General features: G+C 39.7%; 27 protein-coding genes. 12 read left to right on the top strand and 15 right to left on the bottom strand.

Translation table 11 applies throughout. The annotated features are described in order from the left end of the window. Positions 1–25: 25 nt before the first annotated feature. The gene (locus AOC33_RS00330; protein WP_180738067.1) at positions 26–823 is read left to right on the top strand and encodes a Brp/Blh family beta-carotene 15,15'-dioxygenase; all 798 of its coding nucleotides are present in this window, start codon (positions 26–28) and stop codon (positions 821–823) included. Between the two features lie 3 nt (positions 824–826). Here the strand turns inward: AOC33_RS00330 and AOC33_RS00325 are convergent, their stop codons facing one another. The 12 genes from AOC33_RS00325 to flgA form a co-directional block, all read right to left on the bottom strand. Continuing rightward, the gene (locus tag AOC33_RS00325; protein ID WP_089514622.1) at positions 827–1,738 is read right to left on the bottom strand and encodes a helix-turn-helix domain-containing protein; all 912 of its coding nucleotides are present in this window, start codon (positions 1,736–1,738) and stop codon (positions 827–829) included. A 26-nt stretch (positions 1,739–1,764) separates the two neighbouring features. Beyond that, a complete protein-coding gene (locus AOC33_RS00320; RefSeq protein ID WP_089514621.1) occupies positions 1,765–3,921 on the bottom strand; it encodes a response regulator in 2,157 nt (718 codons plus the stop codon). 3 nt (positions 3,922–3,924) lie between these two features. Next, positions 3,925–4,314 (bottom strand): Hpt domain-containing protein, encoded by a 390-nt coding sequence (locus AOC33_RS00315; protein ID WP_089514620.1) that lies wholly within the window; start codon positions 4,312–4,314, stop codon positions 3,925–3,927. Positions 4,315–4,339: 25 nt separating this feature from the next. Continuing rightward, on the bottom strand, positions 4,340–5,086 hold the full coding sequence (locus tag AOC33_RS00310) for an RNA polymerase sigma factor FliA (protein ID WP_089514619.1): 747 nt from the start codon (positions 5,084–5,086) through the stop codon (positions 4,340–4,342). Next, positions 5,086–5,934, bottom strand: a complete 849-nt coding sequence (locus AOC33_RS00305) for a MinD/ParA family ATP-binding protein (RefSeq protein ID WP_089514618.1) — start codon at positions 5,932–5,934, stop codon at positions 5,086–5,088. The genes AOC33_RS00310 and AOC33_RS00305 overlap by 1 nt, the downstream gene beginning before the upstream one ends. After that, entirely contained in the window at positions 5,921–7,138 is a 1,218-nt protein-coding gene (gene flhF / locus AOC33_RS00300; RefSeq protein ID WP_089514617.1) for a flagellar biosynthesis GTPase FlhF, read from the bottom strand. The genes AOC33_RS00305 and flhF overlap by 14 nt, the downstream gene beginning before the upstream one ends. Continuing rightward, the gene (flhA, locus tag AOC33_RS00295; RefSeq protein ID WP_089514616.1) at positions 7,135–9,204 is read right to left on the bottom strand and encodes a flagellar biosynthesis protein FlhA; all 2,070 of its coding nucleotides are present in this window, start codon (positions 9,202–9,204) and stop codon (positions 7,135–7,137) included. Before flhA ends, flhF begins: the two co-directional genes overlap by 4 nt. Then, the gene (gene flhB, locus AOC33_RS00290) at positions 9,201–10,385 is read right to left on the bottom strand and encodes a flagellar biosynthesis protein FlhB (protein WP_089514615.1); all 1,185 of its coding nucleotides are present in this window, start codon (positions 10,383–10,385) and stop codon (positions 9,201–9,203) included. Before flhB ends, flhA begins: the two co-directional genes overlap by 4 nt. Before the next feature lie 143 nt (positions 10,386–10,528). Then, positions 10,529–11,164, bottom strand: a complete 636-nt coding sequence (locus tag AOC33_RS00285; protein WP_089514614.1) for a response regulator — start codon at positions 11,162–11,164, stop codon at positions 10,529–10,531. 137 nt (positions 11,165–11,301) lie between these two features. Further along, positions 11,302–11,775 (bottom strand): flagella synthesis protein FlgN, encoded by a 474-nt coding sequence (locus tag AOC33_RS00280; protein ID WP_089514613.1) that lies wholly within the window; start codon positions 11,773–11,775, stop codon positions 11,302–11,304. A gap of 7 nt (positions 11,776–11,782) precedes the next feature. Then, on the bottom strand, positions 11,783–12,097 hold the full coding sequence (flgM, locus tag AOC33_RS00275; RefSeq protein WP_089514612.1) for a flagellar biosynthesis anti-sigma factor FlgM: 315 nt from the start codon (positions 12,095–12,097) through the stop codon (positions 11,783–11,785). Between the two features lie 96 nt (positions 12,098–12,193). Continuing rightward, on the bottom strand, positions 12,194–12,898 hold the full coding sequence (flgA, locus tag AOC33_RS00270) for a flagellar basal body P-ring formation chaperone FlgA (protein WP_089514611.1): 705 nt from the start codon (positions 12,896–12,898) through the stop codon (positions 12,194–12,196). A 169-nt stretch (positions 12,899–13,067) separates the two neighbouring features. Between flgA and flgB the strand changes: the two genes are divergently transcribed. The 11 genes from flgB to flgL all read left to right on the top strand — a co-directional run bounded on the left by flgB (position 13,068) and on the right by flgL (position 23,082). Then, positions 13,068–13,466, top strand: a complete 399-nt coding sequence (gene flgB, locus AOC33_RS00265) for a flagellar basal body rod protein FlgB (RefSeq protein WP_089514610.1) — start codon at positions 13,068–13,070, stop codon at positions 13,464–13,466. Positions 13,467–13,477: 11 nt separating this feature from the next. Then, positions 13,478–13,882 carry a flagellar basal body rod protein FlgC gene (flgC, locus tag AOC33_RS00260; RefSeq protein ID WP_089514609.1) on the top strand — a complete coding sequence of 135 codons (405 nt, stop codon included), beginning with the start codon at positions 13,478–13,480 and terminating at the stop codon, positions 13,880–13,882. Positions 13,883–13,890: 8 nt separating this feature from the next. Then, a complete protein-coding gene (locus tag AOC33_RS00255) occupies positions 13,891–14,544 on the top strand; it encodes a flagellar hook assembly protein FlgD (RefSeq protein WP_089514608.1) in 654 nt (217 codons plus the stop codon). Positions 14,545–14,571: 27 nt separating this feature from the next. Then, a complete protein-coding gene (locus AOC33_RS00250) occupies positions 14,572–16,041 on the top strand; it encodes a flagellar hook protein FlgE (protein ID WP_089514607.1) in 1,470 nt (489 codons plus the stop codon). Positions 16,042–16,073: 32 nt separating this feature from the next. Then, positions 16,074–16,817, top strand: a complete 744-nt coding sequence (gene flgF, locus AOC33_RS00245) for a flagellar basal-body rod protein FlgF (RefSeq protein ID WP_089514606.1) — start codon at positions 16,074–16,076, stop codon at positions 16,815–16,817. A 25-nt stretch (positions 16,818–16,842) separates the two neighbouring features. Then, positions 16,843–17,625 (top strand): flagellar basal-body rod protein FlgG, encoded by a 783-nt coding sequence (flgG, locus tag AOC33_RS00240; protein ID WP_089514605.1) that lies wholly within the window; start codon positions 16,843–16,845, stop codon positions 17,623–17,625. Positions 17,626–17,639: 14 nt separating this feature from the next. Next, positions 17,640–18,305 (top strand): flagellar basal body L-ring protein FlgH, encoded by a 666-nt coding sequence (locus AOC33_RS00235; RefSeq protein WP_089514604.1) that lies wholly within the window; start codon positions 17,640–17,642, stop codon positions 18,303–18,305. A 58-nt stretch (positions 18,306–18,363) separates the two neighbouring features. Further along, positions 18,364–19,488 (top strand): flagellar basal body P-ring protein FlgI, encoded by a 1,125-nt coding sequence (locus tag AOC33_RS00230; protein WP_089515541.1) that lies wholly within the window; start codon positions 18,364–18,366, stop codon positions 19,486–19,488. After that, a complete protein-coding gene (gene flgJ, locus AOC33_RS00225) occupies positions 19,488–20,396 on the top strand; it encodes a flagellar assembly peptidoglycan hydrolase FlgJ (protein ID WP_089514603.1) in 909 nt (302 codons plus the stop codon). The genes AOC33_RS00230 and flgJ overlap by 1 nt, the downstream gene beginning before the upstream one ends. Before the next feature lie 101 nt (positions 20,397–20,497). Next, positions 20,498–22,168, top strand: a complete 1,671-nt coding sequence (flgK, locus tag AOC33_RS00220) for a flagellar hook-associated protein FlgK (protein ID WP_089514602.1) — start codon at positions 20,498–20,500, stop codon at positions 22,166–22,168. Positions 22,169–22,188: 20 nt separating this feature from the next. After that, entirely contained in the window at positions 22,189–23,082 is an 894-nt protein-coding gene (flgL, locus tag AOC33_RS00215; protein WP_089514601.1) for a flagellar hook-associated protein FlgL, read from the top strand. Positions 23,083–23,086: 4 nt separating this feature from the next. Here flgL and fliR read toward each other — a convergent pair whose 3' ends face one another. Genes fliR through fliP form a run of 3 tightly spaced genes read right to left on the bottom strand, consistent with a single transcriptional unit; the run spans position 23,087 to position 24,973 of the window. After that, positions 23,087–23,872 (bottom strand): flagellar biosynthetic protein FliR, encoded by a 786-nt coding sequence (gene fliR, locus AOC33_RS00210; RefSeq protein WP_089514600.1) that lies wholly within the window; start codon positions 23,870–23,872, stop codon positions 23,087–23,089. A gap of 29 nt (positions 23,873–23,901) precedes the next feature. After that, positions 23,902–24,171 carry a flagellar biosynthesis protein FliQ gene (gene fliQ, locus AOC33_RS00205; RefSeq protein WP_089514599.1) on the bottom strand — a complete coding sequence of 90 codons (270 nt, stop codon included), beginning with the start codon at positions 24,169–24,171 and terminating at the stop codon, positions 23,902–23,904. 7 nt (positions 24,172–24,178) lie between these two features. Next, positions 24,179–24,973, bottom strand: a complete 795-nt coding sequence (fliP, locus tag AOC33_RS00200) for a flagellar type III secretion system pore protein FliP (protein ID WP_089515540.1) — start codon at positions 24,971–24,973, stop codon at positions 24,179–24,181. Positions 24,974–24,981 lie beyond the last annotated feature (8 nt).

Raw genomic sequence — 24,981 nt, 5'->3', positions numbered from 1 at the left:
CATGGATTCGCACTTGAATTCAGCCATGTTGTTGGTCGCATTGTCACTGGTTGTGCTTTTAGGCGTGCCCCATGGCTCCCTAGATGTCCTTTTTGCTAGACAAACATATCAATTAGTTCATGTTAAAAAATGGATAAAATTTCTAGGTCTTTACATGGTCAGTTCTTTGTTGATCATCGCATTATGGAATCTTGTACCAGGACCTTTCTTCGTGATTTTCTTAATGCTGTCGGCAATACATTTTTCCGATGATATAAATTTATCAGGTCATCAGTTGTTAAAGTTAAGCTATGGCTTCGCAATCATTTCTTTGCCGTCCTTGATTAATGGCGAAGAACTAACGAATCTTTATGGAATGATTGTAGATGCAGAACTAGCCCAGCAAATAGTTCTGATATCTAAGTATGTCAGCTTATTGTTATTGCCTTTACTTTTAATGTTGTTTTATATAAACAAAGTAAATTTAAGGAATCAGCTGGAAATTTCCTCAATCTCTATTCTGTTTTTATTAGCAACGCCTATCTTGGCTTTCACAATCTATTTTTGCTTCATGCACAGTGCTCGCCACCTGGTAAGAAGTCACTTCTTTCTTGATAGCTTTAAAAGACAGCATTTTATCTATGCGTTAATTGTGCCAACAATCGCTGTCATTATGATGGGAGTGAGCGTTTGGTATTGGAAATTGAGCCCTTCATTTGAAAAAGATCTGATTCAAATCATCTTTGTTGGACTTGCTGCTTTGACTGTTCCACACGCATGGGTCTTAAACAAAGCAAAGTTTTCAGAATGGGCCACAAGTAACTATAAAAAATCAATTTTTTAAAAGTTAAAACATATTGAGTAATTTTATATATGAATTCTTATTGGAAATATCTAAATCAACGCCATCTAGACTAATGACAAGTGTCTCTGGCTTTTCAGCTATAAGAAAAAGAATTCTTGAATTAACATCAAGATTTATTGGCTTAGAAGAAACTTCAGTATTCTTGACTGCATAGTCTGAAAAAACCAAACAAATATTTGATGGGGTGGTGTTGCTCAGTTCAATCACCGCTGATTCCTTAACTACCGTAAGAACATGAAAGTTCAATTGCAAGTCATTTGCATACGAACAAGAGTCGGTAATCAAAGGAAGAATTTTTTTAAAGTCCTCTTTGGCTATCTCAGACAGATTGACCCGAACATCTTTAGGGCCTTCTTGAGGCTTAGAAAAAAATGAATGACCTGTAGAAACTAAGTAAAAAATGTAGATACCAATACACAAGATAGATGCAAAAGAGAAGAAAGCCAATCTTTTATCAAAGTCAGGCTTTATTTTTGGTAAATCATCAAGAGTTTGCGGTGTCTCAACAAGACTGTGGTGGCTAACAACAAGATTCACATTAAGATTTCTACTTAAAATGTCATTGATTAAAGCTTCACCTTTATCTTGTTCTTTGTTCTTGTCAATGAGGATAGAGTAATTTTTATCCTCAATGGTGAAGCCAATGCTGAATTTTCTTTTAAAAAGATCTTTTTCTTCGATGCCTAATTCAGCTGCAACCTTCCGCGCCACTTGATTTTTGTGATGGTAACTATAAAACTTATCTTTTTGGCCATTTTCAATCTGTTCTAGTTGGGCCTCAGTGATACAAAGTTTTTTTGCAAGTTCAGAGCGAGAGATGTTAAGGCTCTCCCTTCTGGCCTTGATAAATTCAGCTTCAATTTCTGGCAGGATATCAACTGATGGATTAGACATAAATTTTGATCAAAATCTATATTTAATTAGCTTCTAATCCAAGTGTTGATAACCTGGTGTACTTTATTGAAATCCGTTGGCTTTTCAATAAAGTCATCCATCCCAGCCAAAATACAATCCTCAATATTCTTATCAGAAGAATTGGCTGATAAAGATATGATTGGCACACGCTGAATTTGATTTTCATCTTCATAGAGCCTGATAATCTTGGTTGTTTCAATGCCTGATAAGCCAGGCATTTGAACATCCATGATGATCATGTCAAAACGCTTATTTCTTGTTATTTCCTTGATTGCGCTTTCACCATCTGATGCAGTTGTCACACGCAAACCAATTTTTTGTAAGAATTTCTCCATTACTTCTAGGGTTGTTGCATGGTCGTCAACAAGTAAAACTCGTCCGTTCATATGCAGGCTATCAAAATCAATCTTTGCTGGACTGCTTTTAACGGTTGAAACGATGGATTCAGTTTGAGTCGCATCTTCAATTTTAAAATTAAATTCAATATCAAAATAAAAGCAGGAACCAACACCTTCTTCTGACGTGAGCTCTAGTTGACCGCCTAAACGTTCAACGATTCTTTTGGAAATTGCTAAACCAAGTCCAGTGCCACCGTAGTCTCTAATAATTGATGGGTTGGCTTGTTTGAAAGGTTCAAAAATAAATGCCTGTTCGCTCTTTTTAATACCAATGCCCGTATCTGATACCGAAAATCTTATTAATACAGTCTCTTCACCTCTGGAGAGTTCTTCAGCATCTATTTCTATAGAACCTTGACGTGTAAATTTCAGGCTATTTTCTATTAAATTGGTGAGTACCTGTTGTAATTGAAAGTCATCACATTCAATAAGCATATTTTTAGGAACATTGTTGCCAAAAAATATTCTCACATCCGGTTTGTTTCTGCTATTAAATAAAGATTGAATGTTGCTAAATATGTTTTCTATTTTATGAAAATTTTCATCAAGATCAAAACCATTTGCCGATAATTTATTGAATGTGAGAATTTCATTTAGCAACTTAGTGAGATATTTTGTAGCAGATTTAATAGATACATTATTTTTAATGAGTTCTTCTCTTGTAATTGAAGATTCCTCGGAAAGCTGACTTAAGCCATAAATTACATTGAGGGGCGTTCTTATCTCATGAGAAATTAAAGAAACCACATCCTCCTTTGCTTGGATATTATTTTTTAACTCAATTAAGTTTAGTTGATTGACTCGCTCAGTTTTTATAAATTTTCTAAAAAAATAAAACAATAATGCTGAGGATATAAGCATTGCAACTATTACAAGAATTGTATTTCTCACTCTACTTTTTTTAGAAATTAGCCAATCAGATAAAAAATATTCTTTACTTGAGAAAACTGCCCAGGAAATTGGCGAATCAACGATTGGAGGGCCATTAAAAAAAATGCCGCCGTCTTTTTTAATGCTCACCAATGATGAAAAATCATTAATTTTTATTTTTTCACTACTTGAATTACTCTGAAGCGATTCCCCATACAAGGCCATATTTTTTTTATCAAATATATAAATATATTCAAATAAGTTTGTCTCTTCATCATCTAAGGAGCTTATAAGAATTTTGGGGCTAATTGCTATGGACAAGAGGCCCGCAATATTTTTATTTGGAAGTTCAAGCGATCTTAAAAATACAATTTTTTTTGTATCTTTTTTTGTAAAAATGTATGCGTTATCCTTATTTAAGTCTGCTCTAAACTCATCAAGAACACTTTTATCAATAGCCACCTTATCGGCATATGCTGGATTCTCCTGATGTTCTAAAGGAGCTCCTTGAGGGTCAAGCAATACTAATTCAATATTTATATCGTCTAGTTTAGGAAATTTTTCATAAATTTTATTGATTGATACCTTCTTTAAATTACCATTTTCTTTGATGAGCTGTTGTTCGATTTCTTTTTTAATATTTAAATTTAGTTGATCTATCTTTTGCATTTCTTTTTTTAAAGAGCTATCAATTTTTTCCCAATTATTGGTATTTTTAATTGTTTGGATGGTAATTGCTTGTTGCTCCATATATACGAGTGCTGCTATTCCTCGCCAGCCTCCAAAAACAAAAATTAAGCACGTTAAAAAAATAGTGGCTAAATGATACTTATATTTAAAAAATATTTTTCTTTCAATATTTTTAATATTTTGTAATGTATTGTGCGATTGCATTTTTTACTCTTTACTTTGGTTATCTTTATAAAATCTGGCTTTGCTTCTATTGAGTATATTCTTGAGATTTTCAATCATCTCTTTTTTATTCAAAAAATCATTTCTGTTAACGGATTGCTCTATTGATTCAATAAGAACATTGAATCCAATCAGTCCAATCATTGATGTTGCCCCTTTAAGGGCGTGACATTCCTGAAGAATGGCAGATGATTTTTCATCCTCTAAGGCAGTAATTAAAAAATCAACCCGATGATTTTTCTCAAAAAAATCTACAACTATTTTTTGATAAGAGCTTTTAGATATTAATAGGCAGCAACTCATCACGCGATCGTCATCCCACAATCCATCATCATTTTTTGTGGCCGATAAATTGAGTTTCTTCGTTTGCATCATCTTTAGGCTTAGATCGAATGGGTTATTACGTATTGCTGGATAAACCTGTCCATTTCTGATTTCTTAAAACACCACGCATACGAGCAATTGCTTGGCTATGAATTTGTGAGACTCTTGATTCTGAGATTTCTAAAACGACACCAATTTCTTTTAAGTTCAATTCTTGCTCGTAATAGAGACCCATTAACAACTTTTCTCTCTCTGGAAGGTTTTCAATCGCTTTGATAACTGCAGCACGAAATCCATGATTTATAAGAGCTTGCAATGGATCGCTTGATGTGTCGGAATAAAATCTATCCAGAAAATGATCGCTATCTTCTCCACCACCCCCATTAAAGTCATCAAAGTAGACTAACTGGTGGCCTGCGCCTTCAGAAAGCATCTTTTGATACTCTTTCAGTGATACCTTCAGCTTTTTAGCAGTTTCAATCTCGGTTGGATGTCTAGAATACTCTTGTTGTAGTTCATTGAGTACCAACTCAATTTTTTTCATGTTTTTACGCGTTCCGCGTGGCATCCAATCATTTTCCCTCAGTTGATCAAGCATTGCCCCACGGATTCTTTGGACGGCATATGTTTCAAACTGAGCTTGAACTGTTTCCTCATATTTAGATAAAGCATCCAATAGGCCAATCATCCCTGCTTGTATCAGATCATCTACTTCGATATTGGGGGGTAGCTTGGCTTTCAGTTGATGAGCTAACTTTTTGACCATGGGGGTGTGTTTGGTCAATACCTCTTCTTTGATTGTGCGCCCCTTTGAGTCGTACATCACTGTACCTCTATGGGGTGATAGTTCTCAGAGAGCGATACTTGAGATTTTCTTGTGATTGTTGGTTCTTTGAGTATGTTGCTGGCTATTTCCTTAAAGACATCAACTGATTGTGATTCCGGAGAAGTCTCAAACACTGATTTACCAATTTTGCTCGCTTTTGCCAAGTCTTCATCGTGGATGATATTGCCCAGTGAAGCTATGGATATTGATAAATAATTACTTGCGGTTATTGCGATATTTCTTTGAATCAACTGAGATTCTTCCTTGTCACTGCCATTGACCACTATGTACACCTTCAGTTCTGAAATCTTTTTGCTTAATTTCTTAAGAAGTGTGTAGGCCTTTTTGATTGAATTTTCTTGATTGTTCACTAAAACGATCACTTGGCCACCAGTTATTTCCTCTAGGTGTTCTGTAATTTCATCATTAATATCAATATCAATGAATGAAATCGTGCATTGCTCAGTGTTTTCTTCAATCAAGCTCAGTATTTCATTTAAAGGCCTGAGTTGGTTTTCTGGGGCCTCTGCAGTTTTAAAAACTTTGGTAACCCCAATCCTGTTTACATTACTTTTAATTGATGGGGTGATTAAAGACAAATAATTATTTGTTTTAGCTGGCGAGTTGGCTGGTTTATTTTTTAAGATTGAGCTGATGCCATCGGAATTTCTATTGGCATCAATTAGATTGACCGATTCACCGCCATGAATAATGGCAGCGCTTATATTCAATAAAATGGCATTTCTATCAATAGGATTGAGTGCTGAAAGAACTATAAAGCTCTTATTGCCTCGGTTTCCCAATAGGGTCCTAAGACCCTCTGCTTGATCCTTAAGATTTAACATAAGCAGATGTTTTTTGAGTTAGGATTTGTTGGCTGGTTGAGGCTATAGCGGGTAACTCAACTTCTTCATAGAGAGTTGCGCTGGTGAACTTATTGACCACAAAAGCCTGATTAATTAATTCACTCGGATTTACTGCGCTGATATCCTCAGGAACTCTTTGACCGGTACTGAGATAGTAGAGTCTTAGTTTTTGTCTAATGATGACATCTAGGGCATTGCCAAGATTAACTGCTTCATCAATCTTGGTTAGTACGCATCCGTCAAGTCCTGAACCGCTGTATGCACTGACCACCTCATACAGTGTTTCAATATTCGTTGTTGCATTGACGCACAGTAAACGTTTGAGTGCCACATCTGTTGCGGAAAGCATGGCGATCTGCTCGCTCACCTTTTGGTCTCTTTGACTCATGCCAACAGTATCAATAAGAACCATGTGTTTAGATTTCAATTGATTTAGGGCAAGATTTAAGTCCGCTTCATCTTTGACTGAGTGAACCATGACGCCAAGAATCTTTCCATAAATACGCAGTTGTTCCTCAGCACCAATTCTGTAGCCATCTGTTGTGATCAAGGCTAAATTACTTGAGCCATGGCGCATGACATAACGGGCTGCAATTTTTGCCGTCGTGGTTGTTTTGCCAACACCTGTTGGGCCAACCAGGGCATAAACCCCGCCTTGGTCTAAAAATTCATCTTCATTCGGTAATGTAGATATATTTCTTACTAAGCAGTTTTTCATCCACTCTAGTGTTTGGTATTTATCAAGTTCCAGTGGAGATTTCTCTATCAGATACCTAGAAAGACTGGCACTGAATCCAAGTCCAAAAAGCTCTCTGAGTAATTCTGATTTAATGGGATTCTGCTCTTGGAGTTTGCCCCAAGATAATTCTGAAATTTGAGCTTGTAGAGAATCTCTTATCGACCTAATTTCCCCCATGAAGTCACTCATGTCAAATGTGGGAGTGGAGGTGGTGTTGATAATGATTGGAGATTGAGGCTTAGGGAAGACGGTCTTATTGATAGGCTGTATTTCTGGGTCATGCCTATGAACCACATCTTTAAAGTCATTTTCACTACAGGCCAGGATTTCTATACCTTCCTCGATACTTCTATTGGAAAGAATCATTGCATTAGGCCCTAATGCATTTCTGACATGATCCAGCGTTTCCCCACTAGTTGATCCTATGAATCGTTGAACTTTCATCCTAGTGCTCCTATGAGATTTGTTACTCTAATATTTCTTGTGCTTGGTAGTTCTGAATGAGATAAAACTTTCAGTTGTGGCAACTTGCGCCTTAAAAATTGAGACAGCATGCTTCTCATGGGCCCCGGCACCAAAAGTATCGGTGTGAATCCAAGGTCCTCTTGAATTCTTGTTGCCTTTGTTGTTTCGTTTGTCAGAGTCTCAGCCAAGCCTGGTTCAATGGCGCTTTCATCTGAATTATTCATAACAGCCTGTAATAGTAGTTTTTCAAGCTGTGTATCCAAAGTCATGACTGGAATCTCTTGAGATCCAGGAGAGATTTGATTGACGATCGCTCGACCAATAGCAATTCGAACGACTGATGTTAAATAAATTGGATCTTGAGATTTACCGATATTTTCTGAAATGCTCTCAATGATTGTGTAGATATCCCGGATATGAACACCTTCTTCAAGAAGGTTCTGTAGTACTTTTTGCAATGTTGTAAGAGGGATAACTTTTGGAACCAAATCTTCGATAAATTTCGTTGATTCTTTTCCGATATGTTCTACCAAGGTTTGTACTTCTTGACGACCAAGTAGCTCTGCAGCATGGGAAGACATGATGTGGTTAAGGTGTGTGGCAATGACTGTGCCAGCATCAACCACTGTATAACCCAATGATTGAGCGTGTTCTTGAAGGCTGGCATCAATCCATGTGGCATCTAGTCCGAATGCTGGATCTTTTGTTGGGGTTCCCGGTAAGGTGCCTGTGACCATGCCTGGATTAATGGCCATGAATTGATTTGCATTTGATTCGCCAAAACCAACCTCAACACCTTTGAGGGTGATTCTGTATGCATTTGGACGAAGTTCAAGGTTATCTCTGATATGAACGGTGGGTGGAAGAAAGCCTATTTCCTGGGCAAACTTTTTACGTATGCCCTTGATGCGCCTTAATAACTCACCATTTTGATTCTTATCAACCAAGTTAATGAGGCGATAACCAACCTCTAAGCCTAAAACGTGTAAGGGGGATACATCTTTCCAACTTGCTTCCTCCATCTCAATAGGTGGAGCAATGACCGCTTCATTAGATTGTGTCTCGGCTAATTTTGCTTTCCTTGAGAGGTTGTAGCCCAGGCCAGCAATGATTCCTGAGAATAATAAAAATGCTAAGTTTGGCATTCCAGGAATGAGTCCTAGACTTCCAATAATGATGGCGGTGATATAAAGAACTTCTGGCCTCATAAACACTTGATTGGCCAATTGACTGCCAATATCTTGATCGCTAGCAACCCTTGAAACAACGGCACCGGCTGCTAGAGAGATAATGAGAGATGGTATTTGAGCGACCAATCCATCACCAATCGCAAGTAATAGATAGGTATCCATTGCTTTTGAGAATGCCAAGTTATGTTGAAGCATTCCAATGGCTACGCCGCCAATGATGTTAATGATTGTGATGATGATGCCCGCTACTGCATCGCCTCGCACGTACTTACTCGCACCATCCATGGCGCCATAAAACTCAGCCTCTTGACCAACTTCAGTTCTTCTCTTTCTGGCTTCTGCTTCGCCAATCATGCCAGCGTTTAAATCAGCATCAATGGCCATTTGCTTACCTGGCATAGCATCTAATGCAAATCTAGCGCCAACTTCAGCAATACGACCAGCACCTTTTGTGATCACCACAAAGTTGATGATTGTCAAAATGATAAAAACAATGGCTCCGACCAAATAATCACCAGCGATTAAAAAGTTACCAAAAGATTCAATGACTTTTCCTGCGGCGCCTGGCCCGGTGTGACCATCACTCAGCACGACTCGCGTTGAGGCAACGTTCAATGCCAGTCTCAAAATCGTTGTAACCAACAACACCGTTGGGAAGACCATGAAGTCGAGTGGTCTTACCGTGTAGAGGGCTGTTAAGAGAACAATGATTGATAGAGCAATATTGAAAGTGAAAAGTACATCCAAGATGAATGGCGGTACAGGTAATACCATCATTCCTAAAATCAGAACAACAATGATTGGCGCAGCTAAGCTTTTGCCTTTGATGGTTTTGAGTAATTCACTAAAGTTCATGCAGGGCTCATTACTCTCGGTTGTTTATTAAGATCAGGACTGGAAGGAGCTTCTAAAATATCCATGCCAGCTGGTATGGCAATTTGAGTTGGTTTTTGTGGTTGTGTGCCACCTTGTTTTTGATAAATACGAAGCTGAAAAACATAAGCTAGTACTTGTGCCACCGCAGTGAATAACGCACTTGGTATCTCCTGGTCTAGCTCAGCATGCTTGTAGAGCGCACGAGCCAATGGAGGCACTTCCACAATTTCAATATTATTTTCTTTTGCTAACTCACGAATCTTCAAGGCAACTTCACCTTGACCCTTTGCCAAAATGATGGGGGCTTTGTTTGAGTTATCTGGGTATTGCAAAGCAACTGAGTAATGCGTTGGGTTGGTGATGACGACATCTGCACTAGGTACCTTAGACATCATTCTGCGACGTGACATCTCTCTTTGTTGCGCTCTTATTTTTGCTTTTATTTCAGGGTTACCTTCAGTTTCCTTTGACTCATCTCTTAGCTCTTGCCGAGACATTTTCAATTTATCTGTGTATCTGTAAATTTGATATGGAACATCGATCATGCTGATGACAGATAGTGAAACCACCATGAATGTCAGGCACCACAAAATAATGTATCCCTGTTGGCCACTACTTTCTTGAATACTTTTTGATAGCAAAGAATGAATGCTATCAAGCTGCGAACTGACCAGTAACCAAGAAGCAAATCCAATAAACACTGTTTTTAAAATTGCTTTTAATAATTCAACCAAAGAGTTGATTGAAAAAATATTACTGATGCCTTGAATGGGATTTAGTTTTTCAAAGCTTGGAATGAGTTTCTCTGCTGAAAATGTCCAGCCACCAATGAACAATGGAGCACCAACTGCAGCCAAGAAAATAATTCCTAGCAATGGAAAGAAAGTGATGCCTAGATCAATTAAAAAGGTTTGATAACTTAAAAATATTTCTGCCGAATTTAATTCTTTGATTCTGGCAAAACTTAATGTCTGACTCATGCCAGCTTGAAGATTTTTTACTAGGCTGTCACCAATTAACCAAATCGCGATGGTGCCTGCTAGCAAAATGAAGAATGTTGAAAATTCTGTCGAGCGAGGAACATCGCCAGACTCGCGTGCTTTTTCTAATCGTCGGGGGGACGCCGACTCGGTTTTTTCTAAATCACTTTCTTCAGCCAAAATCTTCTCCTAGCTGAGTTCACTCAAATATTCTTCAACTCAGACTATGTTGATATTATTCAGGAACTTAGCGTCTGGAATGACTTGAAAAGCTTTGTTTATTGACCGCTATTTAAGGCATGCCTAAATGTTGCTCTTTAAGCTTAATCAACGATCTTATTTTTAATGGCGAATAAGATTAATTCAGAGTTATTTTGAAGGTTCAGCTTTGCCAAAAGACGGCTTCTGTACATGCTGACGGTTTTAACGGATAAGTTCAATTTTTCAGCAATCTTGGTCACAGTTAAGCTTGATGCTAAGAGCTGAAGTGTTTGCAATTCTCTGGTTGATAAATTATTGATGCCGTCTTTGCTGCCACCATCTTGATAACTTTGTGACATCAACTGAGATACTGCTGGATTAATGTAATTTTTACCCTCTAAAACCATTTCGACCGCAGTCAAATAATCTTCAAGTGCTTGAGATTTATTGATATATCCCGATGCTCCAGCTTTGATGGCTTTGAGTGCATAAAGTTGTTCAGGGTGGGTTGATACGACCAAAATCGATATTTTCGGATAGTATTTTTTGATATTCTTAATGAAATCAATGCCGTTATGCTCTGGAAATGAAATATCCATCAGCAAGATATCAGGTTGATTTTTTTCACAAATCTCTAATATGCCTGCGGGATTTGATCCTTCAGCCATGGCTTCAAGATCAGGAATTGTATTGATCAAAGCTTTTAAGCTTTGCCTGATGATCACATGATCATCAATAATTACAGCTCTTTTATTCATTTTTAGTTAGTTATTTACTTATTGTGTTATTTATCGAACAGATAAATTCATTCACCCTAAGGCTAACACACTTACAAATTAAAGTGCAATTTTCCTACATTTTCCTACGATAAAATCTTACGGCATAAATCTTTAAATCAATAACCCGTGATTTTGTTGAAGTTCGATGAACTCAAGCTTTGTCCTGACGATCCATACAGTCCATTTGAGTCATCTTGCCCTAATAATATTGCAATTGCGCGCTGATTTTTTGTGCTTAATTGGTGAATAATCAGGCCGTTTGTGCGATTTATTTGCTGTGAATTGGCCAAAACTTGATTTAATTTTGACCAAATATTGTGTAAGGGCTCATTTTTTTGGGAGATAACCCACTGCTCAAATTCAGCTTCTTTTAGGTCAATATCTGCTGATGATAGTTTTTTCCAGCGAATATCGCGAGTAAGTAAGTAATCGCTTATTAATTGAGATTTCTCAGTTGAGATGCTCTCTAACTGAGTTAAATCATTGTTTATTAGGGATTTTTCTTCTTTTTGAAGAATTAAGAAGAGCTTTTCAGAGAGTTCTAACTCAACTTTTAAATGATCTAATATGACAGATACTGGATCATTCATACACAGTTTAAGCTTTGTAAGATTGAGTTTGAATCAAGTCTTTCACGGTTGAAATGAGGCCATCTGCCACTAATTCAGCATTCACCTTGAATTGACCGCTAGAAATAGCTGCCTTGATCTCAGAAACTTTTGTGGTGTCAAATACCGCATCTGCGCCATTGATATTGCTCACTTTTTTGGCATTGGATGAGATGTTGACACTGGCCTCTGGCCCGATGGGAGTCGAATTTACTGGAGATGAGCTTACAGAATCAGCTTTCTTCTTTTCAGAAGAAACTAATTTGGAATCAACAGCTTGGGTGTTAATTTGGTTAATTTTCATCTTATCTCCAACTATTTAAACTATGTCTTGAGTTATTAACGACCTGTTTGGGTAAAGATTGAGCTATTTTTATCAATATAACCATGACATTTGTCTTTATTTAACAATTTCAGCAAATCCTTGTGTTTTTGCTACTGCTATGACGATTTGACCAGAATTGAGTTTAATTTTCACAAATTGTCCAGCGCTGGCATTTCCAAGGGCTTTCCCATCGCTGGTTATTTTGAAGCCGCTTCCTTGAACCAGTACTTTTACAGCTTGGCCGTTTGAAATCACTGATTGATTGGAAAAGTGTCGCGTCAAAATAGGGGCATTTTCTCCAACTATTTCAACAACGCTTCGCCCAACAGCTTGCCGCAAATCCAAAACGGCATCCATTGGAATATTGTCCGGAAAGTCTTGCGCAGGAACGAGATCCTCTGCCTTTAGGATTTCCCCATATGGGATTTGCCGCTTAGCCACAAAATATGTTTTTTTCTGCTGGACATTGGCCGATAAAAATATCGTCCAGCCATTGGTCTGAAGGCATTTCACGCCAACTCGAATATTTCCGTTGATAGATGAAGGTCCGCCAGGGACTGAAATATCTAATTTATTGCAAGGAGCTAAATTCAGTTCTGTTTCAGGGGGGAATACCTTGATTGATGCATTGTTTGGGCCACCAAATTTTTGTTGTAAATGAGATGTCACCTTGCTCATGAGTGCATCAACATTCTGATTTTGAGCAAAACTAGACATTGGCATTCCTGAAAACACAAGGAAAACCAAGAAAAAGCGAACCATCAAAGATTTTTTATCCACTAGAATATTTTAGGGTAAATAAATTAGCCGTGGTTGCCAACGATTAGCCAAGGTAAACAGAAAACTCGGCTCTCTTCGAGCTTTTGCTGGCAAAAAATCTAAATATGATTCAAGTTATATAAATTTCTGCCGTAAGAGGCGGTCGATCAACTTGGAGCAATGAAGAGTTATGTCTGATATGCAATTGAGCCCAATTAATTTCTATGAGCAGGTTTTAAGCCTCAGAGCTCAGAGACAGCAATTGCTTGCTTCAAATATTGCTAATGCTGACACGCCTAATTATAAGGCGGTCGATATTGATTTTAATAGCGCAATGCAGACTGCCTTACAACAAGCGAACCCTGCAGAATTAAAGCTCACAAGCTCAAATCATTTGCCAAACACGGGAACAATAGGTACTGCAGAAATTAAAGAAAGAGCCAGTAAACAAAATAGTCTAGACGGTAACACCGTTGATATGGATATTGAACGAGCCCAGTTTACTGAGAATGCTTTGCAGTATGAGGCGGCAATTACCCTGATTAATAATCAGTTTAAAAACATTGCATCAGTCATCCAAAATAACTAAGGAAATTCATCATGTCTTTACTCAATGTATTTGATATTGCCGGTTCTGCGATGACTGCCCAAGCTCTTCGCTTGAATACTGTTGCAAGTAACTTGGCGAATGCGGACAGCGCGACCGGTCCTGATGGCAAGCCCTATAAAGCATTGCAAGTTGAGTTTTCTGCAGTCCCCGTAAAAGATGGTCAAGGTGTTGGTGTCAAGGTCGAGAAGGTTATTGAAGATACAGCAGAGCCAAAACTGATGTATATGCCAAGCCATCCGCAAGCCAACCCTGCTGGATACGTGGCAATGCCAAACGTCAATCCGGTTGAAGAAATGGTGAACATGCTTTCAGCATCAAGATCCTATCAAAACAACGTTGATGTCATGAACGCAGCTAAATCCATGACATTAAAAACACTCACCATTGGCCAATAAGGATTTATATGGCAATCACACCTATTAACAATACCTCAGCAGCAGGCGTATCAGCTGGGACGGCATCAAGCGTGAAATCAACCAAAGATGATTTCATGAAGTTGTTGGTCACCCAGATGAAATATCAAGATCCAATGAACCCGATGGATAACGCCCAGATGACCAGTCAAATTGCTCAGTTAAATACTGTTGAGGGCATTAATCAATTGAACGCGACAGTCAGCAGCCTACAAGCTAGTTTGATGGCAACGCAATCAATGCAATCAGCTTCTTTGATCGGTAAGACTATTCTTGCGGACGGTAATTCAATCAACTTATTGAATGGCTCTGCCAACTTATCCATGCGTTTAGAGGGTGCGGCTGAGAGCGTGGTTGTTGATGTGATCAATTCAAGTGGTCGAATCATTAAAACTGCGGATTTAGGTGCTAATGCTGCTGGTATTAAAAGCTTTACTTGGGATGGCTCAATGAATGAGGGCGGTACTGCTCCAAATGGGCAATATACCTTCCAAGTTAATGCAAAAAAACTGAATCAAACTGTTGCAGCAACGCCATTAACTCAAGCCACCGTCAGTGGAGTGGAATTAACTTCTGCTGGTCCACAACTTTCATTAAATAACGGCACAAATATTGCAATGAGCACTATTCGTGGTGTTCGTTAAGTAGCAAATTTTTCTGGAGACTAAAACATGTTTCAATTGAACCCAACATTATTAAATACCGCTTCTTTAAATCTTGAAGTTGTTGGTAACAACATCACCAACTCAGGTGTGAGTGGCTACAAGTCATCAGACTTCGAGTCAGCTTTGGCTGGAGCGGTGCGAAGCTCTCAGGGTGCTCAGATCAAGGGCGCGAAGATTAACATGTCTCAGGGTTCAATCGTTGCAAGTGTGAGCCCTTTAAGCATGGCCATTAACGGTGGCGGTTTTTTCAAAGTTCAAAAAATTGATGGCTCTTATACATACACAAGAGATGGATCATTCCAGATGGATAAATTGGGATTCATCATTAATGCTAATGGCGATAAATTGATTGGCTTTCCAGATGCTGCAACGAATGCTCAGGGCGTGTTACAAATTGATACAGCAAAAAATCCCCCTGAAGTATCAACACTGGCAAAGATTGAAATGAATCTGCCTGCTGAAGAAACTCAAATAAGTAATGCTATTACATTTGATACTGCAGACACCACTTCGTTCAACAACACCACATCTAGTATTGTTTATGACCCAGTAGGTGTTGCAAAAGTGATTCAGACTTACTACCGCTATGAGGAAGAAAAAGTCAAAACAGCCAGCCTCACCGCTGGAGTTGCATCCATGACAGTTCCAACTGCAAATTTGCCTGGATTAAAGGTCGGCCAAAGAGTCACTGGTACGGGTATTCCTGACAATACGTTCATTCAATCTATAAATACAAATACTGGGGTTGTAGGAATTAGTAACGCAGCAACAGTAACCTCAGGTAGCGCAACCATCACAGTTCCAACTCATTGGGAGGCTTATATTTATAGCAACTCTCAAGAAATTGCAAAATTAAATTTTGTATTTAATGCAGATGGAACAATCAATAAAAACGATACGCATGTTGCATCTACTTCATATTCAAAGGAGCTCGATCTACCTACGCCGCAACCTGTTGTGGCTGCTGTTTGGGATGTTGCGAAGGGGCAGCTAACATTTGATATTCCTCAGGGATTATCAGGCGAGGCAATAACTGCATTGCCTTTGGATTTTTCTGATGTCACAAAATATGCAGGCGACTTTACAGCATCTTCTACTCAAATAGATGGTTACCCACCAGGTTCCCTTTTAGGTATTTCTGTTGAGCGTGACGGTAAGATTTTGGCAAGATACGGTAACGGTCAACAACAAGTTCAAGCTCAAGTGATGTTAGCTAACTTTAAAAATCCTAACGGTTTAGAAGTTGCTCGTGACAATCAATTCTTATCAACCTTGGCATCAGGTGTTGAAGATGCTGGTGCTCCTGGTCAGTATGGTACGGGCGCCATCGAGGGCTCTTCTGTTGAACAGTCAAACGTCGACTTGACAGGTGAAATGATCAAATTGATTGCAGCTCAACGTAACTATCAGTCAGTCGCTCAATTGATTAAAAAGCAAGACGAAGTTTTACAAACTGCTATCAACATTGGTCAGTAAGTTAATCAATGATTACAGCATGAGGAATCATTTTGGATAAGTTGATCTACACAGCGTTAACTGGTGCAAAACAGGTCATGGACCAACAGGCAACTGTTGCCAACAATTTGGCCAACGTTTCAACGGCTGGATTCAGAGCTCAAATTGATAGTTATCAAGCTGTTCCGATTGTTGGTGATGGAGAGCTAAAGACCAGAACTCAAGTTGTGTCTGGAAATACCAGCAGTGATTATTCATATGGTCCGATTCAGAGAACTGGTCGCGATTTAGATATCGCCATCAGTGGCCCAGGCTGGTTTGCTGTGATAGATAAAGAAGGTAAAGAGGCTTACACGCGCAATGGTTCGATGATGGCCACAAGCACAGGATTGTTGCAAACGCAGCGAGGCTTTAACTTGATGGGCGAAGGTGGTCCAATCACAGTTCCACCAGATTCAACCATCAATATTGCTAAGGATGGTTCTATTTCAACCATCATTCCTGGAACAAATCCTGCTATCAATAACGAGCTGGGCAGACTTAAGTTGGTCAACCCAGCAGTTGAAACATTGGTCAGAGGGGATGATGGCTTATTCAGAACAAAAGATGGCAACCCAGCTCCAATTGATCAGACCGTGACTGTGGTTGATTCATCCATTGAGGGAAGCAATGTGAACGTTGTGGATGCAATGGTTCGCATGATTCATTTGAGCCATCAATACGAAATGCAGATTAATTTATTAAAAAATGCTGAAAACAATGCCGCTAAGGCATCTCAGCTCTTCAACCTAAGCTGAACTAGATAACTTCAAAGGTAAAAAAATGATTCGATCATTATGGATAGCAAAAACAGGTTTAGAGGCACAGCAAACGCAGATGGATGTGATTACTAACAACCTATCTAACGTTAATACAACTGGTTTTAAAAAATCGCGAGCTGTATTTGAAGACCTTCTCTATCAAAATACTCGTCAACCAGGCGCTGTGTCTTCTCAAAACACACAACTACCATCAGGTATGCAATTTGGTACTGGTGTGCGAGCTGTTGCAACTGAGCGCATGCATACTCAAGGAAATCTTCAAACAACGGGTAATGCAAAAGATGTGGCAATTGATGGCCAAGGTTTCTTTCAAGTTCTTTTGCCAGATGGCACAACTGGTTACACACGTGCTGGATCATTCCAAGTGGATAACCAAGGTCAATTAGTCACAGCAAGTGGATACGTCTTACAGCCTGCCATCACAATTCCAGCGGATGCACAGTCACTGACCGTGAGTGTGGATGGACTTGTTAACGTGACATTGCCTGGTGCTGCTGCCCCTACCCAAGTAGGTGCTATTCAGTTGGCTGCATTTATCAATCCAGCCGGTTTGGAAGCAAAGGGCGGAAATATTTATATTGAAACCAACGCTTCAGGCGCACCCGCAGTCAACGTTCCAGGCACTAATGGCTTGGGAACAGTGGTTCAAGGTTACATTGAAACAGCGAACGTGAACGTTGTTGAAGAGATGGTCAATATGATTCAGGCTCAACGTGCTTACGAAATCAATAGTAAGGCTGTTACTGCATCTGACCAAATGTTACAAAAGTTAGCTCAGTTATAAAAATAGGTAAATATATGAAGTATTTGATCCTCATCGCCACATGTGCCACAACGCTTATAGGTTGTGCTGGTGTAACGCCATCAACGATTACTTCAACTTCAGCAACCGTTCGCCCAATGCCCGCTGAAAGAGCTTTGCCTATGAGCGGCGCAATTTATACCGAGAGAACTTATCGATCAATGTTCGAAGATCGTCGCGCAAGTAAAGTTGGCGATGTCATCACCATCGTGATTGCTGAAAAAAGTTCAGCAAATAAAGCAAATAATACAAAGTCGGAAAATACAGGATCTGCAGTTAATAGTTTAAGTGCATTGGGCGGCTTGTCTGCTGGTGCAATGAAAAATGCCAATGTCAACGGGGCAGGCGAAAGAACTCTTGAGTCAACTGACACTGGCAATATTACCAATGCATTTAATTCATCTTTGACTGTGACGGTGGTCGATGTTCTTGAGGGCGGTAACCTTGTGGTTCAAGGTGAAAAGCAAATTGGTTATGACCGTGGCGCTGACTTTATCCGGTTTTCAGGGATCGTATCACCACAGTTAATAGCCAAAGGTAATGTGATTTCATCGACTCAAGTTGCTGATGCTCGAATTGAATATAGAACCAATGCTCAAGTTGATCAGTCAGCGATTGCAAGCATGATGAATCGACTTTTTTATAGCATTTTGCCTTTCTAGAATTGCTTAACTCCCATCTATGTTTATTCAACAAGCTCAACATCAAACACTAACTCACATGAGCTCAAAACAATTTTTTAAAAAATATGTCTTTGGACAAGTGATTTGCTTGGCATTGTTAGCCAGCTTCATTTATTCGCCTTTAGCCAGCGCTGAGCGAATCAAAGAATTAGCAAGCATTCAAGGGATTCGTCAAAACCAATTGATTGGTTACGGCATTGTTGTTGGTCTTGATGGCACGGGTGACCAAAGCCCAGTGACTGTTCAGGGTATTACCAATATGTTGACTCAAATGGGGATCAACACTCCGGCAGGTGCAAATTTACAAGCCAAAAACGTTGCAGGTGTTGTGGTCACTGCAAACTTGCCATCTTTCGCCCAGCCTGGACAAACCCTCGACATCACAGTGTCATCAGTTGGCGCAGCTAAAAGTTTAAGAGGTGGCACCTTACTCATGACCCCCTTAAAAGGTGCTGATGGTCAAGTGTATGCAATGGCCCAAGGAAATTTATTGGTTGGTGGCGCTGGTGCGGCCGCTGCTGGTTCAACAACGACAGTCAATCATTTGAGTGCTGGAAGAATCAGTGCTGGTGCTACTGTTGAGAGAGCCGTGAATATGATGGTTGGTGAGGGCAGTGTTATCACTCTCGAATTGAAGGACTCTGACTTCTCGGTTGCAGCCTTGGTCGTTGCAGAAGTTAATAAGAAATTTGGTGAAGGCACAGCAAGTGCTAAAAATTCCAGAGTGATTAATGTCCGAGCGCCAGTTGATTATGATCAAAGAGTCTCCTTTTTGGGTGAGCTTGAATCTGTCAGAATTCAAGCAAAACCTCAAGCTGCCAAAGTTGTGTTGAATGCTAGAACAGGTTCAATCGTTATGAATCAGGCCGTAACACTGAAGCCTTGCGCAATTTCGCATGGCAATCTCTCAGTGGTTGTCTCTGCAACAAATGAAATCAGTCAACCTGGCGCATTATCTGGTGGGGAAACAGCAGGTGTGACAAACGCTCAAGTGAGTATTGAATCTAAGCCTGGCTTGGTGGTTTCATTACCAAACTCAGCTTTACTGAGTGATGTTGTGAACGCACTAAATTCTATTGGAGCCACCCCTCAAGATTTGTTAGCAATATTGCAAGCCATCAAGGTTTCAGGGTCACTTAACGCAGAGTTAGAGATCATCTAATGACTACGCCAGTGGGTGCTGACTTTCAAACCAGCCAATCGGTTGCGATTGATGCAAAGAGTTTGGGTAATTTAAAAGCAGCAGCCAAGAAAAATTCACCAGAAGCATTAAATCAAGCAGCAAAACAATTTGAAGCGCTTTTCTTGAACATGGTTCTTAAGAGCATGCGTGATGCAACCCCAACGGATGTAGATCAAACCAGCACGGATAGAAAACTATTTACCAGCATGTTTGACCAGCAAATGAGCCAGGTGATGGCTGAAAGAGGTGTTGGTCTTGCAGATATGATGATCAAGCAACTGCAAAATGCAGCTAACTTTAATCAAGCTGATCCAAAACTAAAGGAAATCAAGGAAAAAGGTTCACCTGAACCGATGCCCTTGAATGTTCCAAAGATATTTGAGCTAAATAAACCTTCACAATCTGGATTTAATTTATCCAGTGTGACCAGTAAAGTAAAAGAATTTATTGAGCCATTGATGTCTCAAGCCAAAGAGGCGAGCCAGAAAACTGGATTGCCACCTCAGTTCATCTTAGGGCAGGCAGCCCTTGAAAGTGGCTGGGGGAAGCGTCAAATATTGAATGCAGATGGGTCCACCAGTCATAATATTTTTGGTATTAAAGCTAATTCAAATTGGAAAGGCAAAACCACTGAGATATTGACCACGGAATATATCAACGGTAAGCCTGAAAAAGTCATGGCCACATTCAGATCTTATGACTCATATGCTGAGGCTTTTTCTGATTACGCCAATTTGGTATCAACTAGTCCAAGGTATAAAAACTTAATTGAGAATGGTCAAACTTTATTGGGGTTTGTTCAAGGTTTAAAAAAGGCTGGGTATGCAACTGACACAGCCTATGCAGAAAAGTTAAGCAACATCATCAAAACTAACTTTAAGACCTAAGCAATAAACCAAAGAAGATCTTAAACAAATCAATATTTATAAAAGTCTCATGTTTTCTATAAATATGTCGTTGTAAGTATACGTAGTACTGAAAGGTGTAAATGGCTGATATTTTATCGATCGCACAAAGTGGATTACATGCCGCCCAGGCAGGTATTAACACGACAGGTCAAAATATCGCCAACGTTTCTACACCTGGATATTCAAGACAGGTTGTGGAGCAACAGCCCAGCCCTTCAGTACAGTATGGATTGACATCAATTGGTCAAGGTACCAACGTTACAGGCATTCATCGTATTTATAGTGAATTTTTGGCTGCGCAGGCTAATACTGCCAGAACAACAAGCAGTAATTTGGCGACACAAAGCGCTGAAATGCAGCCGATTAATAACTTATTGACTGACTCTAGCTCTGGTTTGTCCACAGCTGTTTTAGACTTTTTCAATAAATTACAAAACTTATCATCTAAGCCTTCTGATACATCAAGCCGTCAGACAGTCATTTCTGCATCTCAAAACTTGGTGGCAAGATTTAATGATGCTCAAAAGCAGTTGACCAATGTCAATAGTGGCTTGAACATCCAAATCAAAGACAGTGTGACAAAAATTAATGAAGCGGCTTCTCAAATTGCCTCATTAAATCAACAAATCGCTGTTTCTCAAACAAGTCGAGGCGGATCAAACGTCAATGGTCTTTTAGATCAGCGTGATCAGGTGGTTGCTAATCTCAGTAAACAAATCAAGCTCACGGTGAATGAGCAAGACGGTAACTACAACGTCATGATTGGTAATGGCGTGCCATTGGTACTAGCATTTAATACATACAAGCTGGAGACAGTGGCCAGTAAAACTGATCCCACCCGATTAAATGTGACTCACACCCCAAATGGTGGCGCAGAGGTTGATGTTTCTGATGTTTTGTTGGGCGGTTCTTTAGGTGGTATTTTTGACTTTAGAAAAAATATTCTTAATCCTACCCAAAATACCATCGGACAAATCATCTTAGCCATTACATCCGATATTAATGCGGTCAATAAAACGGGTCTTAAGGCAAATGGCATGCTGGGCGGAAACATCTTTACCCAACCTGCAAGCCTAGCCACCCCTTACACAACAAATTCGGGCACTGGTGGCATAAGCATTACTATCACCGACACTAATTTACTCACTAACAGCGATTACATCTTAGAGAAAACTGGTGCAGGAGACTCATATAATTTAACTCGAGTTTCTGATGGGGTGAATGTTTATTCCAATAGCGCATTAGCATCAATCACCAATGCTGGATTTTCATTATCAATCAATGCGGGTGCGGTATCTTCCGGTGATCAATTCTTGTTAAGGCCAACGTATTCCGGAGCTAGTAGCTATTCAGTGACGGCCACCATTAATGACATCGCAACAGCAGCGGCAGGAACTTCAATGCAGCCTAACCCAGTTGTAGCTCCAGCCCCTGGTGATAATTCAAACGTCCTTGCCATGCTGGCCAAACAAACGTCATTGGGTATGAATGGTGGTTTAAGTAGCTATCAAGACACATTGGGCGGATTAATTAGCACTGTAGGCAATAAATCAGCAGAATTAAAAGCCACAAGTGCTTATGCAGATCAGTGGCAGCAGAGCTCAAGTGTTGCCATGGAGAATTATTCTGGCATCAATCTTGAAGAAGAAGCTGCTAACTTATTGCGCTATCAACAAGCTTATCAAGCATCAGGCACGGTATTACAAATGGCCAGACAAATGTTTGATAGTGTTCTTAATATCATGCGGTAATCAAACCCATTAGGTAACCTATGCGTATCAGTACCAACACAATTTATCAGCTCAGCACTAGCCAAATGAGTGCCCTACAAGAGAAAATTTCACAAACTTCTCAGCAGGCCAGTACTGGTAAAAAAGTCATGACTCCACAAGATGATCCTGTTGGTTCAGCCAAGTTATTAGAGGCAAAACAAGCGATCACCATGAATGATCAATATTCAGTGAATCGCAATGCCTTGAAATACACCATTGGGATTGCTAATGTGGCTTTGAATGGTATTCAAGACACCATGCAGAGTATGAATGAGCAGATCGTGAATTTAGGCAACGGGACCTTGAGTAGCTCTAATCGTCAGTCAATTGCTTTGACGTTGCAGTCTCATTTAGATCATTTGGTGTCTCTATCAAATACCAAAGATGCTGCAGGTCATTACATTTTTTCCGGTTATAAATCAGATACTGCCTCTATCAATGCATCGACGTATGCCTATGGTGGTGATGCCAACAATGCCTTGATTCAGGTAGACAGTTCAACCCAATTGGGTTTAGGTGTCAATGCAAACTCTATGTTTTCAAGTGGGTTCCTTGCCCAAGTTAAAACAAGCATCAATACATTGAGTAATGCAGCATCAACAGACGCTCAAATAGCGACAGCGATCAGTGATTTATCTACGGCATTCAATGCTTCTCAGATAACCGTCAATGCTGCACAGGTGACGCTTGGAACATCTGAAAATAGATTAACCAGCATGGACTCGATTGGCAGTGAACGCGCTTTAGCCTATAAAGACGCAGTTTCATCTTTAGAAGACGTTGATTACAACAAAGTTTTATCGGATTTAGCGAGACAGCAATTGCAACTTCAGGTTGCTCAAAAGACATTCACCCAGATCAGTAACTTGAGCATCTTTAATTACATCAAGTAAGTAGTTAAGTGGCAAGAGTGGCTGTTGCCTGCCTGATCATTTGAATGCCCATATCAAGTGAATTGATGATTGGGCTACTCCAATAAGGCATATTGATAGACAGCATCAAAAAGCCAACGCCAATGGTGATGGGAAAGCCAATACCAAACAGGTTCAGCTGAGGGGCAGCTTTGGTCAAAATCCCAAGAGCAATATTGGCTATCAACAAGGTTGTCACGATCGGCAATGAGAGTTGCAAGCCAATACTGAAGATATTCGAACCCCAATAGGCAAGATCCCTGAATGCAACTGGGGCTAGAGAAATCTGATTGATGGGTATTGTTTTAAAGCTATCAAAAAAGGATTCAAGCATGACGAGGTGCAAATTGGTGCTTAAAAATATCGCTAAGGCCAATAACGATAGGAATTGAGAAATAACAATCGTTTGACCTTGTGTTTGGGGGTTGTAAAACGTTGCAAAACCCAAACCCATTGATACGCCAATTAATTCGCCTGCCATTTCAATGGCTGCAAATATCACTCGCATCACAAACCCGATTGAAATACCAATTAAAAATTGATTGATCAAAATCAGCAGACCATCCATTGATAGCGGGTCTTTTGTGACCGTGAGTGACATGTCAGGCATGATCAAAATGGTCATGGCAATCGCTAAACCAATGCGTGTCGTGACTGGAAAAGAATTCTGGCTCAGCAGTGGGGCGCTTGAAAAAAGGCCCAGTATTCGGCTAAAAGGCCAAATAAATGTTGCGACCAGGGTGATCAGTTCTTGACTGCTTATCTGGAACATGGCCTATTCAATCAACATGCCTTTGTGTATCAACCGCCAAAATTGGCAATGTTAGTCAGTACCAGTTTGAAGTAGTCCTCAAAGGATGTCAGCATCCAAGGGCCAGCAACAACTAATGCAATCAAAATCCCTAAAAGTTTTGGGATGAAAGAAAGGGTTGATTCATTGATTTGAGTGGCTGCCTGAAAAATACTGACCACCAGTCCAATCACCAAAGCCACTAATAGCAATGGGCCAGCCAGCATGATTGTCAAATCAATTGCTTGTCTACCAAGCATCATTGTGTCTTGTGGGTTCATGAGTTTTTCAAGAAAAACTTTGGGCTAAAGAACCTAACAGTAATTGCCATCCATCTACAAGAACAAAGAGCATTAATTTAAATGGTAGCGACACAATGGATGGTGGAACCATCATCATACCCATGGCCATTAATATTGAAGCGACCACCATATCAATGATTAAGAATGGCAGAAATACTGTAAATCCAATTTGAAAAGCGGTTTTTAATTCACTGGTTACAAAAGCAGGAACTAAGATTGTTAATGGGATATTTGTGACATCAAATACCTCATTCGATTTTGACATTTTTACAAAAAGGGCAAGATCAGCTTCTCTTGTTTGTCTTGTCATGAAAGCTTTAAGTGGTTCTGCCGCTCTATCAATGGCCACTGTGGTGGAAATCTTGTTGGCGGCCAATGGCTCGTAAGCGTTTTTGTAAATATCATCAATCACTGGGCTCATGATGAAAAAAGTCATGAACAAAGCCAAACCAATCAATACTTGATTGGGTGGTGAGTTTGTTGTGCCCAAAGCTGATCGAAGAAAGGATAAAACTATGATGATCCTGGTGAAGCTGGTCATCATCAAGATAACGGCTGGTAAAAACGTCAGCGATGTTAATAATATGAGTAGCTGTAAAGTTAAGCTATACGTTTGGCCACCGCCAGCATTTTTACTAACATTCAGACCCGGTAATTCTTGAGCTAGGGCTGGTTGAATGAGGAAAGTGAACAATCCAGCGAATAAAACACTTGAAATCACCAACAACTTCAAACGATTCTGTTTGTATTTGGTCAAAGTTTCAAGAAAAGATAATTTCATCAAAGTTG

The sequence above is a fragment of the Polynucleobacter cosmopolitanus genome (genome assembly GCF_002224225.1).
GTDB classification, from domain to species: domain Bacteria; phylum Pseudomonadota; class Gammaproteobacteria; order Burkholderiales; family Burkholderiaceae; genus Polynucleobacter; species Polynucleobacter cosmopolitanus.
The sequence above is the reverse complement of the archived record's forward strand: the minus strand, read 5'-3'. Positions and strand labels throughout refer to the sequence as shown.

Bases quoted from the DNA above. Each gene is read 5' to 3' on its own strand.
- flgL (WP_089514601.1), top strand. From the start codon at position 22,189: ATGCGTATCAGTACCAACACAATTTATCAGCTCAGCACTAGCCAAATG.
- AOC33_RS00310 (WP_089514619.1), bottom strand. From the start codon at position 5,086: ATGTACGACTCAAAGGGGCGCACAATCAAAGAAGAGGTATTGACCAAA.
- flhA (WP_089514616.1), bottom strand. From the start codon at position 9,204: ATGAACTTTAGTGAATTACTCAAAACCATCAAAGGCAAAAGCTTAGCT.
- fliR (WP_089514600.1), bottom strand. From the start codon at position 23,872: ATGTTCCAGATAAGCAGTCAAGAACTGATCACCCTGGTCGCAACATTT.
- fliP (WP_089515540.1), bottom strand. From the start codon at position 24,973: ATGAAATTATCTTTTCTTGAAACTTTGACCAAATACAAACAGAATCGT.
- flgM (WP_089514612.1), bottom strand. From the start codon at position 12,097: ATGAAAATTAACCAAATTAACACCCAAGCTGTTGATTCCAAATTAGTT.
- flgG (WP_089514605.1), top strand. From the start codon at position 16,843: ATGATTCGATCATTATGGATAGCAAAAACAGGTTTAGAGGCACAGCAA.
- flhF (WP_089514617.1), bottom strand. From the start codon at position 7,138: ATGAAAGTTCAACGATTCATAGGATCAACTAGTGGGGAAACGCTGGAT.
- AOC33_RS00250 (WP_089514607.1), top strand. From the start codon at position 14,572: ATGTTTCAATTGAACCCAACATTATTAAATACCGCTTCTTTAAATCTT.
- flgC (WP_089514609.1), top strand. From the start codon at position 13,478: ATGTCTTTACTCAATGTATTTGATATTGCCGGTTCTGCGATGACTGCC.
- AOC33_RS00305 (WP_089514618.1), bottom strand. From the start codon at position 5,934: ATGTTAAATCTTAAGGATCAAGCAGAGGGTCTTAGGACCCTATTGGGA.
- AOC33_RS00285 (WP_089514614.1), bottom strand. From the start codon at position 11,164: ATGAATAAAAGAGCTGTAATTATTGATGATCATGTGATCATCAGGCAA.
- flgB (WP_089514610.1), top strand. From the start codon at position 13,068: ATGTCTGATATGCAATTGAGCCCAATTAATTTCTATGAGCAGGTTTTA.
- AOC33_RS00325 (WP_089514622.1), bottom strand. From the start codon at position 1,738: ATGTCTAATCCATCAGTTGATATCCTGCCAGAAATTGAAGCTGAATTT.
- AOC33_RS00330 (WP_180738067.1), top strand. From the start codon at position 26: ATGTTGTTGGTCGCATTGTCACTGGTTGTGCTTTTAGGCGTGCCCCAT.
- AOC33_RS00320 (WP_089514621.1), bottom strand. From the start codon at position 3,921: ATGCAATCGCACAATACATTACAAAATATTAAAAATATTGAAAGAAAA.
- AOC33_RS00235 (WP_089514604.1), top strand. From the start codon at position 17,640: ATGAAGTATTTGATCCTCATCGCCACATGTGCCACAACGCTTATAGGT.
- AOC33_RS00255 (WP_089514608.1), top strand. From the start codon at position 13,891: ATGGCAATCACACCTATTAACAATACCTCAGCAGCAGGCGTATCAGCT.
- AOC33_RS00280 (WP_089514613.1), bottom strand. From the start codon at position 11,775: ATGAATGATCCAGTATCTGTCATATTAGATCATTTAAAAGTTGAGTTA.
- flgK (WP_089514602.1), top strand. From the start codon at position 20,498: ATGGCTGATATTTTATCGATCGCACAAAGTGGATTACATGCCGCCCAG.
- AOC33_RS00315 (WP_089514620.1), bottom strand. From the start codon at position 4,314: ATGATGCAAACGAAGAAACTCAATTTATCGGCCACAAAAAATGATGAT.
- flgJ (WP_089514603.1), top strand. From the start codon at position 19,488: ATGACTACGCCAGTGGGTGCTGACTTTCAAACCAGCCAATCGGTTGCG.
- fliQ (WP_089514599.1), bottom strand. From the start codon at position 24,171: ATGAACCCACAAGACACAATGATGCTTGGTAGACAAGCAATTGATTTG.
- AOC33_RS00230 (WP_089515541.1), top strand. From the start codon at position 18,364: ATGAGCTCAAAACAATTTTTTAAAAAATATGTCTTTGGACAAGTGATT.